Source organism: Geomonas sp. Red276 (genome assembly GCF_054784495.1).
The window spans coordinates 156,272-171,670 of record NZ_BLXW01000001.1; the positions used below are offsets into that span (position 1 = coordinate 156,272).

Annotated in this window: 10 protein-coding genes; 4 read left to right on the plus strand and 6 right to left on the minus strand. The window is 61.8% G+C overall.

Annotated elements, in window-relative coordinates:
* Window positions 1-54: 54 nt before the first annotated feature.
* From ACYVL5_RS00715 to ACYVL5_RS00735, 5 genes are all read right to left on the minus strand, one after another.
* Window positions 55-1,314 carry a M48 family metallopeptidase gene (locus ACYVL5_RS00715; RefSeq protein WP_460593624.1) on the minus strand — a complete coding sequence of 420 codons (1,260 nt, stop codon included), beginning with the start codon at window positions 1,312-1,314 and terminating at the stop codon, window positions 55-57.
* A gap of 244 nt (window positions 1,315-1,558) precedes the next feature.
* Window positions 1,559-2,386 (minus strand): DNA-binding protein, encoded by an 828-nt coding sequence (locus ACYVL5_RS00720; RefSeq protein ID WP_460593625.1) that lies wholly within the window; start codon window positions 2,384-2,386, stop codon window positions 1,559-1,561.
* A gap of 119 nt (window positions 2,387-2,505) precedes the next feature.
* Window positions 2,506-5,097, minus strand: a complete 2,592-nt coding sequence (gene clpB, locus ACYVL5_RS00725; protein WP_460593626.1) for an ATP-dependent Clp protease ATP-binding subunit — start codon at window positions 5,095-5,097, stop codon at window positions 2,506-2,508.
* 84 nt (window positions 5,098-5,181) lie between these two features.
* Window positions 5,182-5,517 (minus strand): nucleotidyltransferase family protein, encoded by a 336-nt coding sequence (locus ACYVL5_RS00730; RefSeq protein WP_460593627.1) that lies wholly within the window; start codon window positions 5,515-5,517, stop codon window positions 5,182-5,184.
* A complete protein-coding gene (locus tag ACYVL5_RS00735; protein ID WP_460593628.1) occupies window positions 5,510-5,944 on the minus strand; it encodes an HI0074 family nucleotidyltransferase substrate-binding subunit in 435 nt (144 codons plus the stop codon). The genes ACYVL5_RS00730 and ACYVL5_RS00735 overlap by 8 nt, the downstream gene beginning before the upstream one ends.
* Window positions 5,945-6,360: 416 nt before the next feature.
* Between ACYVL5_RS00735 and ACYVL5_RS00740 the strand changes: the two genes are divergently transcribed.
* The 3 genes from ACYVL5_RS00740 (at window position 6,361) to ACYVL5_RS00750 (ending at window position 10,266) form a co-directional block, all read left to right on the plus strand.
* On the plus strand, window positions 6,361-8,826 hold the full coding sequence (locus ACYVL5_RS00740) for a methyl-accepting chemotaxis protein (protein WP_460593629.1): 2,466 nt from the start codon (window positions 6,361-6,363) through the stop codon (window positions 8,824-8,826).
* A 196-nt stretch (window positions 8,827-9,022) separates the two neighbouring features.
* Complete coding sequence (locus tag ACYVL5_RS00745; RefSeq protein WP_460593630.1) at window positions 9,023-9,790, plus strand: endonuclease/exonuclease/phosphatase family protein; 768 nt, start codon at window positions 9,023-9,025, stop codon at window positions 9,788-9,790.
* Between the two features lie 134 nt (window positions 9,791-9,924).
* Window positions 9,925-10,266, plus strand: coding sequence for a hypothetical protein (locus tag ACYVL5_RS00750; RefSeq protein ID WP_460593631.1), 342 nt, complete (start codon window positions 9,925-9,927; stop codon window positions 10,264-10,266).
* Between the two features lie 164 nt (window positions 10,267-10,430).
* Here ACYVL5_RS00750 and ACYVL5_RS00755 read toward each other — a convergent pair whose 3' ends face one another.
* Entirely contained in the window at window positions 10,431-12,248 is a 1,818-nt protein-coding gene (locus ACYVL5_RS00755; protein ID WP_460593632.1) for a KUP/HAK/KT family potassium transporter, read from the minus strand.
* A 227-nt stretch (window positions 12,249-12,475) separates the two neighbouring features.
* Between ACYVL5_RS00755 and ileS the strand changes: the two genes are divergently transcribed.
* Entirely contained in the window at window positions 12,476-15,247 is a 2,772-nt protein-coding gene (gene ileS, locus ACYVL5_RS00760) for an isoleucine--tRNA ligase (RefSeq protein WP_460593633.1), read from the plus strand.
* The last annotated feature ends 152 nt before the right edge of the window (window positions 15,248-15,399 follow it).

The window sequence follows — 15,399 nt, forward strand, 5'->3', positions numbered from 1 at the left end:
GGGGGAGAGGGTGGCCGAAGGCCGGGTGAGGGTATCTCTCGCCGCCTTCCCGCCTCAAACGGCCGAGCGGGCACCCTTGCCTCCCGCCGCGTTGAGGTTTGCTATCCGTTCCACGACCGGGGGATGGCTGTAGTAGAAGGCTGCGTACAAGGGGTGCGGATGGAGGTTGGCCAGGTTCTCGCGGGAGAGCTTGACGAGCGCGCGGGCCAAGGCCTGCGGGGCGCCGGTCAACTCGGTGGCGAAGCGGTCCGCCTGCCACTCGTTTCTCCTGGAGAGCCAGGAACGAAGCGGGGTGAAGAGGAAGGATACCAGCGACAGGATGAAACTGATCAGGACGAGCTGTCCCGCGAACGACACGCCGTTGATCCCGAACATGGCAGGGACCGCCCCCCACCCGATCAGCCGGAAGACCACGTAGCAGACGGCCAGCGCCACCAGCTCGGTTCCCACCAGCATCTTCAGGATGTGCCCCTTTTTCCAATGCCCCGCCTCATGAGCCAGGATGGCCAGCACCTCGCCATGGTCCATCTGCTTCAAGAGGGTGTCGTACAGGACGATCCTCTTGACCTTCCCGATCCCGGTGAAATAGGCGTTGGAGTGGAGGCTGCGGCGCGAGGCGTCGACCTGCTGGACGGCCTTTATCTTCAGCCCGCATCTGTCGAGCAGCAGCCGGATCTCCTCTTCCAGTTCCTTGTCGCTGACCGGTTCGAACTTGGAAAAGAGAGGCTCGATGAGGTAGGGGGAGAGATACATCAAGGTGATGGAGAAAAGGGCGAAGAAGGCCCAGACCCACAGCCACCAGTGGTCCGGGGAATGCTTCACCAGCGCCAGGGCCGACCAGCCGACCACCAGCAGCAGGACCACCGAGATCAGGGTCGACTTGGCGAGATCCGAGAGCCACAGCTTCATCGTGGTGGTGTTGAACCCGTATCGCTTTTCGAGCTCGAAGGTCGAGTAATAGGAGAAGGGGAGATCGAGGATGGTTTCCACCAGGGTAAGGATCAGCATGAACAGCAGGCTGCGGAGGTAGAAGGAGCCGCTCAGGGTGTTGATCCAGGCGTCGAAGCGCGGGAAAAGCGGGGTGAACAGGAAGGCAAGGAGCAGCCCCCCGTCGTATATCGAATGGAGAAGGGAAACCCGGCTCTGGGCGACCGTGTAATCGGCCGACTTGGCCAGGGTCTCGGCGTCGACGGCGCCGGCGAACTCTTCCGGCACCTGGCCTCCGTGCTGCTGCAGATGGCGCACGTTCAGAAACCGCAGCAGGGTCACCGCGGCGAACCGCACCAGGAATAACGCGATAAGGATCTCTTTCATAGAAACTCCACGGCCAAAGGATACCGCGCCGCCGGTCTACATGCAAAAGGGTCCCCCGCGAGCGGGAGACCCTTTGCTGATTTCGTGACCGCCGCCGTGCCTGGCGCCGCGGCCCCGCTCCCTTTTTCACCTGTCCAACGCCCCCGCCTCTTCAGGGGCCCCTCCTGCCGGAGCCTTGTGCGAAGGGCGGTGAGGATGCCATCCCGCTACCGGGAGTCGGCGGTTGAAGCAGATGAGGGAGCGGCTACTTGAGAACGGCGTCCTCGACGATGGCCTTGAACTTGTAGCCGGCGCCGAAGTCCTTGTCCTTGGCCAACTTGCCGGAGAGGGTAACGATGTCGCCGTCCTCGACTTTCGCCTTGGTGGTCACCACCAGGTCGTTGGTCTTGGCCTTGGCGTTGCCGGTGCCGTCCTGCAGATGAACCCAGTTCTTGCCCATGATGTTTTCGGAGACCTTCACGGCGGTCCCCCTGACGACGACCGTCTTGCCGGCCAGGTTCGCCCGCTTGCCGTAGATCTCGGCCACCGTGTAGGCGTTGGGGCCTTGAGCCTTTTCGACCTTCTCGACCTTGATGGTCCCTCCGACCTTGGCCGCCTTCTTCTTTTCCTTGGCAACGGCAGGAGGCCCGCAGAACATGATGGTCTCGAAAGTCCGGTTGAGGGTCTTGCTCTCGAAGGTGTTCATCTCGGCGCAACCGGAGAAGGAGAGCTTGTCGCCCACCTTGGTGTCTTCCGCCGGGAAAGCGACCCAGCTCTTTTTCCCCTGGTTGTCGAGCTCTGCGTAGGTATACCCGCCGGCATCCATGGTCTGGGTGACCGTGCCGACCGGGCTGGTGTTGGCCCCACTAGCGGACGAAGAGGCACCGCTCTTCATCATGTCCATCATGGTGTGCTTCTTTTTCTCTTTCTTATCGGCGGTGGAGGGCACCCCCGGGGCAGCGGGGGTAGTGGCGGACGTGGGAGCCGAGGCCGCGGTGCCGGGGGCGGTTGCGGAAGGGGCATCGGCGCAAAGGGCGGCGACAGGAATGGCAAGAGCCAGCAAACTGGAAACGACTACGGGCGAAATCCTCATTAAATGACCTCCGCGGGAGTGATTTATGCTGGGCGGCGAGACCCTATTGGCCAAGCGCCGCCCAGCATACCAGCGTCCCCGCGGAAAGGCAAACTTCTTAATGTGGAGGAGGACATCATCTACTTCTTGGCGATCTCCAGCTGCTCGGAGCCGGGGGCGCTGTCCACGAGGACGGTGTCACCGGGGGTGAATTTCCCCTCCAGCAGCAAGAGGGCAAGCGGGTCCTGGATCTTTCTCTGCAGCGCCCGCTTGAGCGGCCGAGCCCCATAGGCCGGGTCGTACCCTTCCCCGGCCAGCACCTCCTGGGCCCGCTCGGTCACCTCCAGCCCGATCCCGCGCTCGGCAAGCCGCGCCACCAGCGACTTGAGCTGGATGAGCACGATCTCCTTGATCCTTTCGAGCGGCAGGGCGTGGTAGATCACGATCTCGTCGATGCGGTTGAGGAACTCGGGCTTGAAGCTCGCCCTCAGGGTCTCCATCACCTCGCTCTGCATCTTCTGGTAATCGGTGGCGCCGTACTGCTGGATCCACTGGGAACCGAGGTTGCTGGTCATGATGATGACCGCGTTCTTGAAGTCCACCGTGCGCCCCTGGCCGTCGGTGAGCCGGCCGTCGTCGAGGATCTGCAGGAAGACGTTGAAGACTTCCGGGTGCGCCTTCTCGATCTCGTCGAAGAGGACGATGCAGTAGGGGCGCCGGCGGACCGCCTCGGTGAGCTGCCCCCCCTCCTCGTACCCGACGTAACCCGGAGGCGCCCCGATGAGCCGGGCGACGGTGTGGCGTTCCTGGTATTCGCTCATGTCGATGCGGACGATGGCCTGGTCGTCGTCGAAGAGGAAGGAGGCCAGGGCCCGCGCGGTCTCGGTCTTGCCGACCCCGGTGGGGCCCAAGAAGAGGAACGAGCCGATGGGGCGGTTGGGATCGGAGAGTCCGCTCCTCGCGCGCCGGATCGCGTTGGAGACCAGGGTGAGCGCCTCGTCCTGGCCGACCACCCGGCTTCTCAACCGCTCCTCCATCCTGAGGAGCTTCTCGGATTCGCTTTCCAGCATCCGGGTGACCGGAATGCCGGTCCACTTGGCGACCACCTCGGCGATCATCTCGGCGTCGACTTCCTCGGAGAGCATCTTCCCTTCCTTCTGGATCGCTTCGAGGGTCTGCCGCTTCTCCTCCATCTCCTTCTCGAGGGCCGGGAGTTCGCCGTAGCGGATCTCGGCGGTACGGCTTAAGTTCCCCTCCCGCTCGAAGCGTTTCGCCTCCTCCTTCTTCGCCTCGAGGTGCTCCTTTACCGTGCGGATGTTGGCGATGATGGAGCGCTCGCGCTGCCAGTGCCCCTTGAGCTCGGCCGACTGGGCCTTCAGGGTATCGAGTTCGTCGACAAGTTTCCTGAGCCTCGCCTCGCCCTGCGGGTCGTGCTGTTCCCTGAGCAGTGCCTGCTTCTCGATCTCCAGCTGGATGATGCGCCGCTCGACCTCGTCGATCTCGGTCGGCATGGAATCGATCTCGATCCTCAGGCGGGAGGCCGCCTCGTCGATCAGGTCGATCGCCTTGTCGGGGAGGAAGCGGTCGGTGATGTAGCGGTCGGAAAGGGTGGCCGCCGCGATGATGGCGCTGTCCTTGATCCGGGTCCCGTGGTAGACCTCGTAGCGCTCCTTGAGGCCGCGCAGGATGGAGATGGTCTCCTCGACGCTCGGCTCGCCCGCGTAGACCTGCTGGAAGCGCCGCTCGAGGGCGGCATCCTTCTCGATGTACTTGCGGTACTCGTTCAAGGTGGTGGCGCCGATGCAGTGGAGCTCGCCGCGGGCCAAGGCCGGTTTGAGCATGTTGGAGGCGTCCATGGCCCCCTCGGCGGCGCCGGCGCCGACCAGGGTGTGCATCTCGTCGATGAAGAGGATGACTTTACCCTCCGAGCGGGCGACCTCCTTGATGACCGCCTTGAGGCGGTCCTCGAACTCGCCGCGGTACTTGGCGCCGGCGATGAGCGCCCCCATGTCGAGGGCGAGCACCGTCTTGTCCTTCAGGGTTTCCGGGACGTCACCCGAGACGATGCGCTGGGCGAGCCCCTCGACGATGGCGGTCTTGCCGACCCCCGGCTCGCCGATCAAGACCGGGTTGTTCTTGGTCCGGCGGGAGAGCACCTGGAGGACGCGCCGGATCTCGTCGTCGCGCCCGATGACCGGGTCGAGCTTGTTCTGGCGGGCGAGCTGGGTGAGGTCGCGGCAGTACTTGGCCAGCGCCTGGTATTTCTGTTCCGGGTCCTGATCCGTCACCGCCTCTCCGCCGCGGAGCTCCTTGAGCGCCGCCAGCACGTTCTCGCGGGTGACGCCGCTCTGGTTCAAGAGCCTGCCGGAGTTGGTGTCGCGGGCACCGACCAGGGCCAAGAGGAGATGTTCGGTAGAGACGAAGGCATCCTTCATCTGGTCCGCTTCCTTCTGAGCCTGGTCTACGATGCGGTTGAGCGCCGAAGAGAGGCTCAGCTGGCCGCCGGTCACCTTGGGAAGGCGATTGAGGGCGCTCTCGACCCCGGAACGAAGCTGCGGCAGGGAAGCGCCGATCTTTTTGAGCAGGTCGGGAACGAAGCCCCCCTCCTGGTCGATGAGGGCGAGCATCAGGTGTTCGGGCTCGATAGTCGCACTCGATATGGCGGAGGCCTTTTCCTGGGCCGAGGCGAGGGCTTCCTGCGTCTTGACGGTCATTTTCTCCGGTCTGATCATGGGTGTTCCTCCTACCGGAAAAGATAGGTACCCCCCCGCGGGGTGTCAAGGCAAGGGGGGGCGATTTTTAGCAGAGAGAGATGGCTAAGTTGCCGGGTTTCCTTTCTGCACCACCACCTTGTTTCGCGCGATGATTTCCCGAAAGGAAGGATCAGCTGCGGCCCAATCGACGACGTCGACTTCTATGGTGAGGTCGGAGTCGTCGAGACGGTCGCAGAGTTCGGCCATCGTGGCCAGAGAGAGGGGCTCTTCGGAGATAACGGCCAGATCAAGGTCGGAGTAAGGCTTCGAGCTACCCTTGACGCGGGAGCCGAACGCCCACACCTCGAACTGGGGGACGCATTGGTTGAGGATTTTGCAGACCTCATCCCAATCATGAGGGGTGATGTCTATCGGAATGTTTGCATCCGGCTCAGTCATTCTTTTCGCTTCTTTCCATGAGCTGGCGATACAGGAATTTCGCTTCTTCAAGGAAGTCGGGAGCGATGGCATAAACCGCTTCTGCCTTACTCTCGTTGTAGGTGTGACTGCTGTCCGTCCGTGCCTGGCGATAATCCCGCCACCTCAGCCAGTCCGAGCGCAAGAGCTTCTTTTGGTTCCCAATCCTGATGAGGCTTTGAAAGGTGCCTAGCTCTTCGATTTCTTCAGGATTGGCGGCGGACTCTTCGAGATACCTCCTGAGCATCTTGTGGCTGAGCTCATAGGTGAACTCGAAGCTTTGGATGACGGAGCTGCGCAGTTCCTCGAACAGATCCGAATCGGAGAGAGCCATCGGCGATGTTGCGTACCTGAGGCTTTTCTCAAGCCGGCCGATCGCCTTTAGAAACGGGCTATAATCCAGGGTCATCTCGTCCCCTTCTCCATGCTCGCAGGTAAATTGCGGTAGTTTCTGCCACGGGGCCTAATGCTACCACGCCGAAATGGGCGATCCAAGCTATATCTGGTTTCCTCCGGCAAGCGGCATAGCTTGCGCGGGGGGGCGAATCACGTGGAGGTGACCTTCCGCGAAGTTTCCACTATCTCAGAAAGGAGCACCGGTTAATTCCTCCCTCTCGCTCGACTGGATGAAACTGCCTCAGATGGAAAGTATCAGCAATCACTACGTCATTGGCAATGCTTAGATCTGTCTCTAATAATTCTGTTTACAAGACGATACTTTCTGCCGACGCACCTTCCAACAATTGGTCCTTTTGTATTTCACCAAAATGTTCTATAAAGCTAATTCAATCATTCGCGGTGTCAGTCACCGCTTCAGGAGTCGGTATGTTCGCATCTTGGTCCATCAAGAAAAGGGTCAACACCACCATCCTTTTGCTCTGTCTAGCCAGCATTGCAGCCATTGCGCTCCTCGCCTACCAGAACCAGATGCACCAGTTGCGGGAAAGTCTGCAGGACCTAGCTAAAAACGAGGGGCGACTGTTCCAGTCGATCCTGGTGGCAGACTCGGAAGGGCTGGCCCGCGCCCATACCGGGCTGGACCGGCTCGACTCCCTCCTCTCCCCTTTCGCCGCCGGCAACCGCGATCAGGTGCTGGCCAACGCCAAGCCGATCTTCGAGGACATCAAGAAACACAACAACATCACCCACATGTACTTCATCCTGCCCGACGGCAAGGTGCTGCTCCGGGTCCACAAGCCCGAACAGGCGGGAGACATCCTCAAGCGGACCACCTTCCTGCAGGCACAGGCCAGCGGCCAGGTCTCCAGCGGCCTCGAGATGGGGAAGAACTTCTTCTCGCTGCGCTGCGTGCGCCCGGTCTTCTACCAGGGGAAAGCCATCGGCTACATGGAGGTTGCCGAGGAGATCGACCACGTCTTCCAGCAGATGAAGTCTATCACCGGCAACGACGAAAGCCTCTTCTTGTCCGACCAGTTCCTAAAGAGCCAGGATGCCGAGGTCAAGGGGCAGAAGGTCGGCGACTTCAGCATCCTGTACCCCACCAAGAGGGAGGTCACCCTTCGGCTGGCCGGCAAGCTGGTCCCGGAGATGAACGAGGCCCTGAAAAATCCCGTCGTGAAGATCGTCTCGCTGGGGACGGCCAGGTACGTGGTCGGCATGGGCCCGGCTCGTGACGCCACCGGCGCCACCGTCGGGATCCTGTTCTCGCAGAAGGAGGTGAGCAGCCTCTTCGCCGGGCTCTGGCAGGACGTGGCCGTCATCCTCGGCATCTTCGTCCTCATCATGGCCGGCTCGCTGGCCCTGCTCTATCTCTCCCTCAGAAAGAGCCTGCACCTGTTCGAGACGCTTAAGGAGCACATCGTGACGGTGACCTCCACCTGGGACCTGACCCGCAGGATCCCGGTGGACACCAACGACGAGATGGGGGAGCTGGCGGCGGACTTCAACACCATGACCGACAAACTCGCCGAGATGGTGCGCCAGGTCAACAACTCCAGCAAGGAACTGGCCCGCGTCACCGGCAACCTCAAGGACGTCTCCACCACCGTTCTCCTGGCCGCCGAGCAGCAGTCGATTTCCGTGGCCGAGGCTTCCTCCGCGATGACCCAGATCAACGGCTCCATCAAGGGAGTCGCCCATGGGGTGGAGGGGCTCGCCACCTCCGCTTCGGAGACCTCCTCCTCCGTGCTGGAAATGGCCGCCAGCGTCGAAGAGGTCGCCTTGAGCACCGCGACGGTGGCCAATTCTCTCAACGAGGTGGGATCGGCAATCACCGAGATGGCGGCCTCCGTCAGGCAGGTGGGGGAGCATGCCGACATCCTGATGGAATCGGCCACCGTCAACGCCACCTCCATCGTCGAGATGGACTCCTCCATCAAGGAGGTCGAGAAGCACGCCATCGACACGGTCACCATCTCCGAGGCCATGCGCCAGGACGCGGAGATCGGCAAGCAGGCGGTAGAATCGACCATCGCGGGGATGCTGGCCATCAAGAAGTCGTCCCGCATCACCTCGGAGGCCATCGCCAACCTCTCCAAGCGCGCGGGCGATATCCGGGTCATCCTCTCGGTGATCGACGAGGTGGCGGCCCGCACCAATTTGCTGGCCCTCAATGCCGCCATCATCGCCGCGCAGGCGGGCGAGCACGGAAAAGGTTTCGCCGTGGTGGCCGGGGAAATCAAGCAGCTGGCCGACAACACCACCAGCTCCACTAAAGAGATCTCCGACGTCATCAACGCGGTTCTCGAAGAGACCGAGCGCGCGGTGGCGGCCATCAGCCATGCCGAGGCCAAGATCGCCGAGGGGGAGGCGCTGGGAAGAAAATCCGGGGAAGCCCTCGAGAAGATCGTCAACCGCGCCGAGATCGCCACTTCCCAGGTCAACAGCATTGCCCGCGCCACCACCGAGCAATCAAACGGGAGCAAGATGATCCGGGAGGCCACCGAACAGGTCTCGGACATGGTGAAACAGATTGCCGCCTCGACCCGCGAACAGGCCGAAGGGAGCAGCATGGTGCTCACCTCGGTGGAGAGGATTCGCGGCCTCACCGACCAGGTCAAGAGCTCCACCCGGGAGCAGAGCGATACCGGCGGCTTTATCGCCCGCTCGACCGAGAGCATCACGGACATGATCCGGAGGATCAAGATGGCCTGCGACGAGCAGACCAAGGGGAGCGAACAGATCGTCCCGGCCGTCCGCAACATCGAGGCCGCCACCGCCAGCAACCTCGGCGCCGTCAAGGTGCTGGGCGAGACCATCGACGCTCTGTCGGCCCAGATAGACGTGCTGCAAAACGAGATCGACCGCTTCCACGTCGACCGCCAGGGGTAGCATTACTCCACGCCTTACCCTGTCCTTCCCCCGCCGAAGAACCAGCCAGGAGCCCGCCCCCGTTAAAAGGAGCGGGCTCTTTTTTTTCAATCCCTCGAGGGCCGGGGCGTAGTCGGAGCCGGGGACGGGGAACTCGCGGAGCATTCCCTTTCGTAACGGGGGGAGGGTGTATAATGAGTGGTGGGATTTCTCCCCATTGAGCAACGGGTGCGCCATGAGCAAGGAGCGCTGCTTTTTCACCATAATGACGTATAACGTCCACCGCCTGATCGGCAACGACCGGCACACCTCGGCAGCCCGGATCGCCGAGGTGATAGAAACCTACCACCCGGACATCGTCGCCCTCCAGGAACTGCCCGGGGCACGCTTCCGGCCCGAAGAGGCGGGGACTGCCCAGGATCTCGCCCATGAACTGTCCCTTTTGGAGCATTCGAAGACACTGCGGTTCGTCGAGCGCGAACGAAACGGCAACGTGACCTTCAGCCGTTACCCGATGCGGCTGGTCCGGGCGGGGGGATTGCACCCGGCCACCAAGCGGCGCTCGATCGTGCCGCGCGGGGTCATCTGGGTGGAGATCGATCTCGGCTGCACGCTGTTGCAGGTGGTCAACACCCACCTGGGCCTCACGCCACCGGAGCGGGTCTCCCAGACCAAAGTGCTTACCGGACACGAATGGCTGGGGCACCCCGACTGCCGGCCGCCGGTGATCCTCTGCGGCGACTTCAACCTGCTCCCCAGCTCTCCGCTGCACCGGCGCCTGAAGGACGTCCTCAACGACAAGCAGGAGAGCCTCACCCTCGGGCACACCGAGTGGACCTTCCCCAGCCATTACCCCGTTGTCAGGTTCGATCACCTCTTCGCCTCTCCCAACCTGACGGTGGAAAGCGTGCAGATCCCGCAGACCAGGCTGACCCGGGTCGCCTCCGACCACCTCCCCCTGGTGGTGAAGTTAAGGACCGAATGATTTTGCCCCCTTACTCGCCTGCCCCCCCGCGGACGCGCCCCTTGCCCAGCTTGAACAACCTGCTAAAGTTTGATTCATTCCATCCGATAGGGTTCAAATAAGATTCCGCCCACGGCCGGGCAAGGGAGCGAATAATGAGCGAATACATGGATATGCCCAAGGACATGGAATTTCATGAGGTGATTTTCGAGCGGGTACTGCAGAGCACCGGGGCACTGCTTGAGGTCTGCGTGGTGAAGCATGGCGCCCAATACGAGGCCGCCCTCTTCTTTGACAAGAAGTACAAGCCCGGCCCCCCCATGCCGCGCCCGCTGGAGGCTCCCTCCGGGCAGGCCACCCACTGGATGGGTGTGCGTCCCAAGGTGGGGCTGAGCCAGGAAGAGGCCGAGAAGATCATGTACGAGGTAAACGGGATCAACGCCCTCTACCGCATCCGGATGAAGGACGACTGGGGGAGCCAGCTGGATACCATCTGAAAAAAGTTCCAGGTTCTACGTTCTAGGTTCTACGTTGACACCGCTAAGGATTGTCGAGGCGTCGGTGGCTTCGATTAAATAAATGAAGGCCGCTTCCTTTCAGAGGCGGCCTTCTTTTATTTGTGTAGTTTCCCTTGCTTGCAGAGGAGACCAACTCCCCCCCCCTACATTTCCACGCGGGTCAGGACGCCTTGCAGCTTGCTGGCGGGGAGCTTGTTGAACTGCACGAAGTTCGGGGTGAGCTTCTTGATCATGGAGAAGACCTTCCAGACCGGGTTGCCGGTGGCGATATCCTCGACGCCGTAGAAGATGACCTTTTCCATGATGCCGTGTTTCTTCAAAAGCCCCTCGATGTCGATCACTTCCATGTAGCCCGCGAAGATCTCGAACGACTCCAGACCCGGACCGCGGTCGGTGGTCAGCTTGGAGGAGACCCCGAACGGCTCGTCGGTCCTCATGATGGAGATGAAGACGTTGCGCTCATAGATGATGTTGCTGCGGATGATGCAGTGCACCACGTAGGGGGGCACCACGTTCCACTCGCGGGTGAAGAAGAGACCGGTGCCGGGGATGGTCCTCCCCTTGTTGTAGATCTGCTCGTAGGAGAGCATGAAGGTCTCCAGGTCGAGCGGCTTCAGCGCCCGGTAGAGAGCGCGCTGGCCGTTGGTCCAGATCAGGATGGTGGTGAAGGGGACGCCGGCCAGGATGAGCGACCAGTAACCGCCATGGGGGAGCTTGTTCAGGTTGGCGATCAGGAAGACGAAATCGAGGATGGTGACCAGTATGGCGATGGGGACCTTCCACTTCTTCTGGGTGTGCCCGAAGATGATGGTCATCATGATCCCGGTGATGGCCATGGTCCCGGTGACCGCCAGGCCGTAGGCCGCCGCCAGGTTCTCGGACTTCTGGAAGACCAGCATGATGAAGAGGACCAGCACCATGAGGAACCAGTTCACCGACCCGATGTAGATCTGCGACTTGAGGTGGCTCGAGGTGTAGTCGACCTTCATGAGCGGCATGATCCTGGTGGTGATCCCCTGGTAGACGATGGAAAAGACGCCGCTGATCAAGGCCTGCGAGGCGATGACCGTGGCCATCACGGTCAGGATCAGGAAGGGGATGTAGAGGAACTGGGATTCCCCCTGCACCATGCCGAACAGGGTGTTCTTGGTGTCCGGGTGGTTGAGGAGGTACGCCCCCTGGCCGAGGTAGTTGATGACCAGCGCCACGAAGACGAAGTACCAGGCCCGGATGATCGGCTTTCTCCCCAGGTGCCCCATGTCGGCGTAGAGCGCCTCGCCACCGGTCGCGCAGAGGATGACCTCGGAGAGGACGAAGAATGCGGAGAGCCCGTTCTGCATGAAGAACTTGATCGCGTACCACGGGGAGACCGCCCTCACGATGGAGGGATAGCCGGTGATGGAGATCAGCCCGGAGACGGTGAGCGACAGAAACCAGATGACCATCAACGGCCCGAAGAGCCCGGCCACCTTGTCGGTCCCCTTGAACTGGAATATGAAGAGGGTGACGGCGATGGCGGCGGCGATCCCGATCAGGGTCCCCTGGGTGAGGCTCGCGCAGGCGGGAATCAGCACGAGGCCTTCCACGGCGGAGAGGATACTGATGGCCGGGGTGATGACGCCGTCGCCCAACAGAAGCGAGACGCCGACGAAGGAGAGGAAGCTCACCACCCCGAGGTAGCGCCCCCCCTTGAGCAGGCGGACCAGGATCTCCTTCAAGACGATGGTCCCCCCCTCCCCTTTGCGGCCGAGGCTCATGGCGAGCCAGGCGTATTCGACGGTGACCAGCAGGATGAGGGTCCAGACGATGAGGGAAAGGATACCGAGGATGTTGTCGAGGGTCGGTTTGGTGATGGCGAAGATGACGGTCAGCGTATATATGGGGCTGGTTCCGATGTCGCCAAAGACGAGGCCCATGGATTTGACAATCCCGCCCCAGTACGATTGCGCGTGCTTCTGCATCTGTGGTCTTGTGTCCTTTGCTCTGGTATCGCAGCGACGCTGCTTGAGCCGGTTCCCCTCCCCCGTCTGCCCCATTGAAAACCGGGGATGGGATCGGCAGCGCTCTTATAGCACTTGGAGGTTCTCATTACAACAGAAATCCCCGTTTAGGCTTGACATACCTCGGCATTCCTTGTAGCTTAACTTGTTTCTCTGATGGCTTAATTAACAGTGGAGGCCGTTTCACCATGGACTACAAGGACACCCTCAACCTCCCCCAGACCGCGTTCCCGATGAAGGGGAATCTTCCCCAGCGCGAGCCCGAGATGCTCAAGCAGTGGGAACAGACCAAACTGGACACCAAAGTTGAAGAGGCCGGTAAAGGAAAACCGCGCTACATCCTGCACGACGGCCCCCCCTACGCCAACGGTCACATTCACATCGGCCACGCGCTGAACAAGATACTCAAGGACATCGTCCTGAAGAGCAAACGCATGAGCGGTTTCGACGCCCCGTACATTCCGGGGTGGGACTGCCACGGCCTGCCGATCGAGCTGCAGGTGGAGAAGAACCTCGGCTCCAAGAAGCACGAGATCTCCAAGCTGGAGATGCGCAAACTCTGCCGCGAGTACGCCCAGAAGTTCGTCTCCATCCAGCGCGCCGAGTTCGAGCGCCTGGGTGTCATCGGTGACTGGGAGCATCCCTACCTCACCATGCACAACAGCTACGAGGGGGCCATCGCCCGCGAACTGGCCCGCTTCGCCGAGAACGGCGGCCTGTACAAAGGGAAGAAGCCGGTTCACTGGTGCTCCTCCTGCGGCACCGCGCTGGCCGAGGCCGAGGTCGAGTACGCCGACCACAAGTCCCCCTCCGTCTTCGTGAAGTTCGCCGTCAAGGACGACCTGGGCTCCGTGGTTCCCGAGCTCGCCGGCAAGAAGTCCTCCATCGTGATCTGGACCACCACCCCGTGGACGCTCCCCGCGAACCTGGCGGTGGCGCTCCACCCCGAGCTCGACTACGTGGCGCTCGACGTGAACGGCGACCTCTTGATCGTAGCCGACGGCCTGAAGGAGAGCTTCCTGAAAGAGATCGGCGCCGAAGGCACGGTCGTCGCCACCTTCAAGGCGACCGGGCTGGCGGGCAAGAAAGCTCAGCACCCCTTCTACGACCGCGACTCCCTGATCGTCCTCGGCGAGCACGTCACCCTCGAGGCCGGCACCGGCGCCGTCCACACCGCTCCCGGCCACGGCCAGGAAGACTACGAGGTGGGCTTAAGGGAAGGGCTCGAGATCTACAACCCGGTCGACAACCGCGGCCGTTTCTTCGACAACATCGAGTTCTTCGGCGGCCAGTTCGTCTTCGACGCCAACAAGAACGTGATCGAGAAGCTGATCGAGGTCGGGGCACTCCTGGCCTCCAAGGAGATCACCCACTCCTACCCGCACTGCTGGCGCTGCAAGAAGCCGATCATCTTCCGGGCCACCGAGCAGTGGTTCATCTCCATGGAGAAGAACGACCTCCGGCGGAAATCGCTGGCCGAGATCAACAACGTCAACTGGATCCCGAAATGGGGCCGCGAGCGGATCTACGGGATGATCGAGAACCGTCCCGACTGGTGCGTCTCCCGCCAGCGCTCCTGGGGCGTTCCCATCACCGCCTTCTACTGCAAGAGCTGCGGCGAGGTGATGGCCGACGCCAAGGTCATGTACCACGTGGCCGAGATCTTCAGCGAGCACTCCTCCGACGTCTGGTACGACTGGGATGCCTCCAAGTTCCTCCCGGAAGGGACCGTCTGCCCCTCCTGCGGCAAGAACGACTTCGACAAGGAAACCGACATCCTCGACGTCTGGTTCGACTCCGGCGTCTCCTACGCCGCCGTCTGCGAGCTCAGGGACAACCTGCACGCCCCGGCCGACATGTACCTCGAAGGGAGCGACCAGCACCGCGGCTGGTTCCACTCCTCGCTTCTGGCGAGCGTCGGCACCCGCGGCCACGCACCCTACAAGAACGTCCTCACCCACGGCTTCGTCGTCGACGGCTCCGGCCGCAAGATGAGCAAGTCGGTCGGCAACGTCGTGGCCCCCGAAGACGTCATCAAGAAGTTCGGCGGCGACGTGCTCCGTCTCTGGGTGGCCGCCCAGGATTACCGCGACGACCTCAGGATTTCCCAGGAGATCCTCACCAGGCTTTCCGAAGCCTACCGCCGCATCCGGAACACCTGCCGCTACATCCTCGGGAACATCCACGACTTCAACCCCGAGACCGACAGCGTTCCCTACGCCCAGATGCCCGAGATCGACCGCTGGGCGATGCACCAGCTTGAGCTTCTGAAAGAGAAGGTCATCGCCTCCTACAACGAGTGCGAGTTCCACATCCTCTACCACGCCGTGAACGGCTTCTGCACCGTGGAGATGAGCGCCTTCTACCTCGATATCCTCAAGGACCGCGTCTACACCTCCAAGACCGACTCGCTGGCGAGGAGAAGCGCACAGACCGTCATGTACACCGTGCTGGACTCCCTGGTCCGCATGGTGGCCCCGGTCCTCTCCTTCACCGCCGAAGAAGTCTGGGCGGAGATGCCGGGCAAGCGCGAGGATAGCGTCCACGTAGCCCTCTTCCCCGAGATGATTCCGGGCAACAAGGACGAGGCCCTTGCCCAGCGCTGGGAGAAGGTCATGAAGGTCCGCTCCGAAGTCTCCAAGGCGCTGGAGCTGGCCCGCGTGAAGAAGGTGATCGGCCACTCCCTCGACGCCGCGGTGGCCATCAAGGCAGCCGGGGAGGCCGCCGAGCTTTTGAAGAGCTTCGAGGCCGACCTGGCCGAGATCTTCATCGTCTCCAAGGCCTACCTCACCGACTCCCTGGAAGGCGAGATCTACCAGGCGGAAGGGGGCGAGATGGAGATCGCGGTGAGCGCGGCACCCGGCGAGAAGTGCGAGCGCTGCTGGTGCTACAGCGAGGAGATCGGGAAGGACGCCGATCATCCGACCGTCTGCCCGAAATGCCTGGCTGCGGTGAAGTAAACCTTTTAAATGCATCAGAACGCGGATGACGCGGATTTTACGGATTTACGCGGATAAAGCTTTAAGTACTAAAAAACGCTTTGCTTGATCCGCCTTTATCCGCTCAATTCGCGTCATCCGCGTTCCACAGCCTTTTACTTTTCATTTGGGAA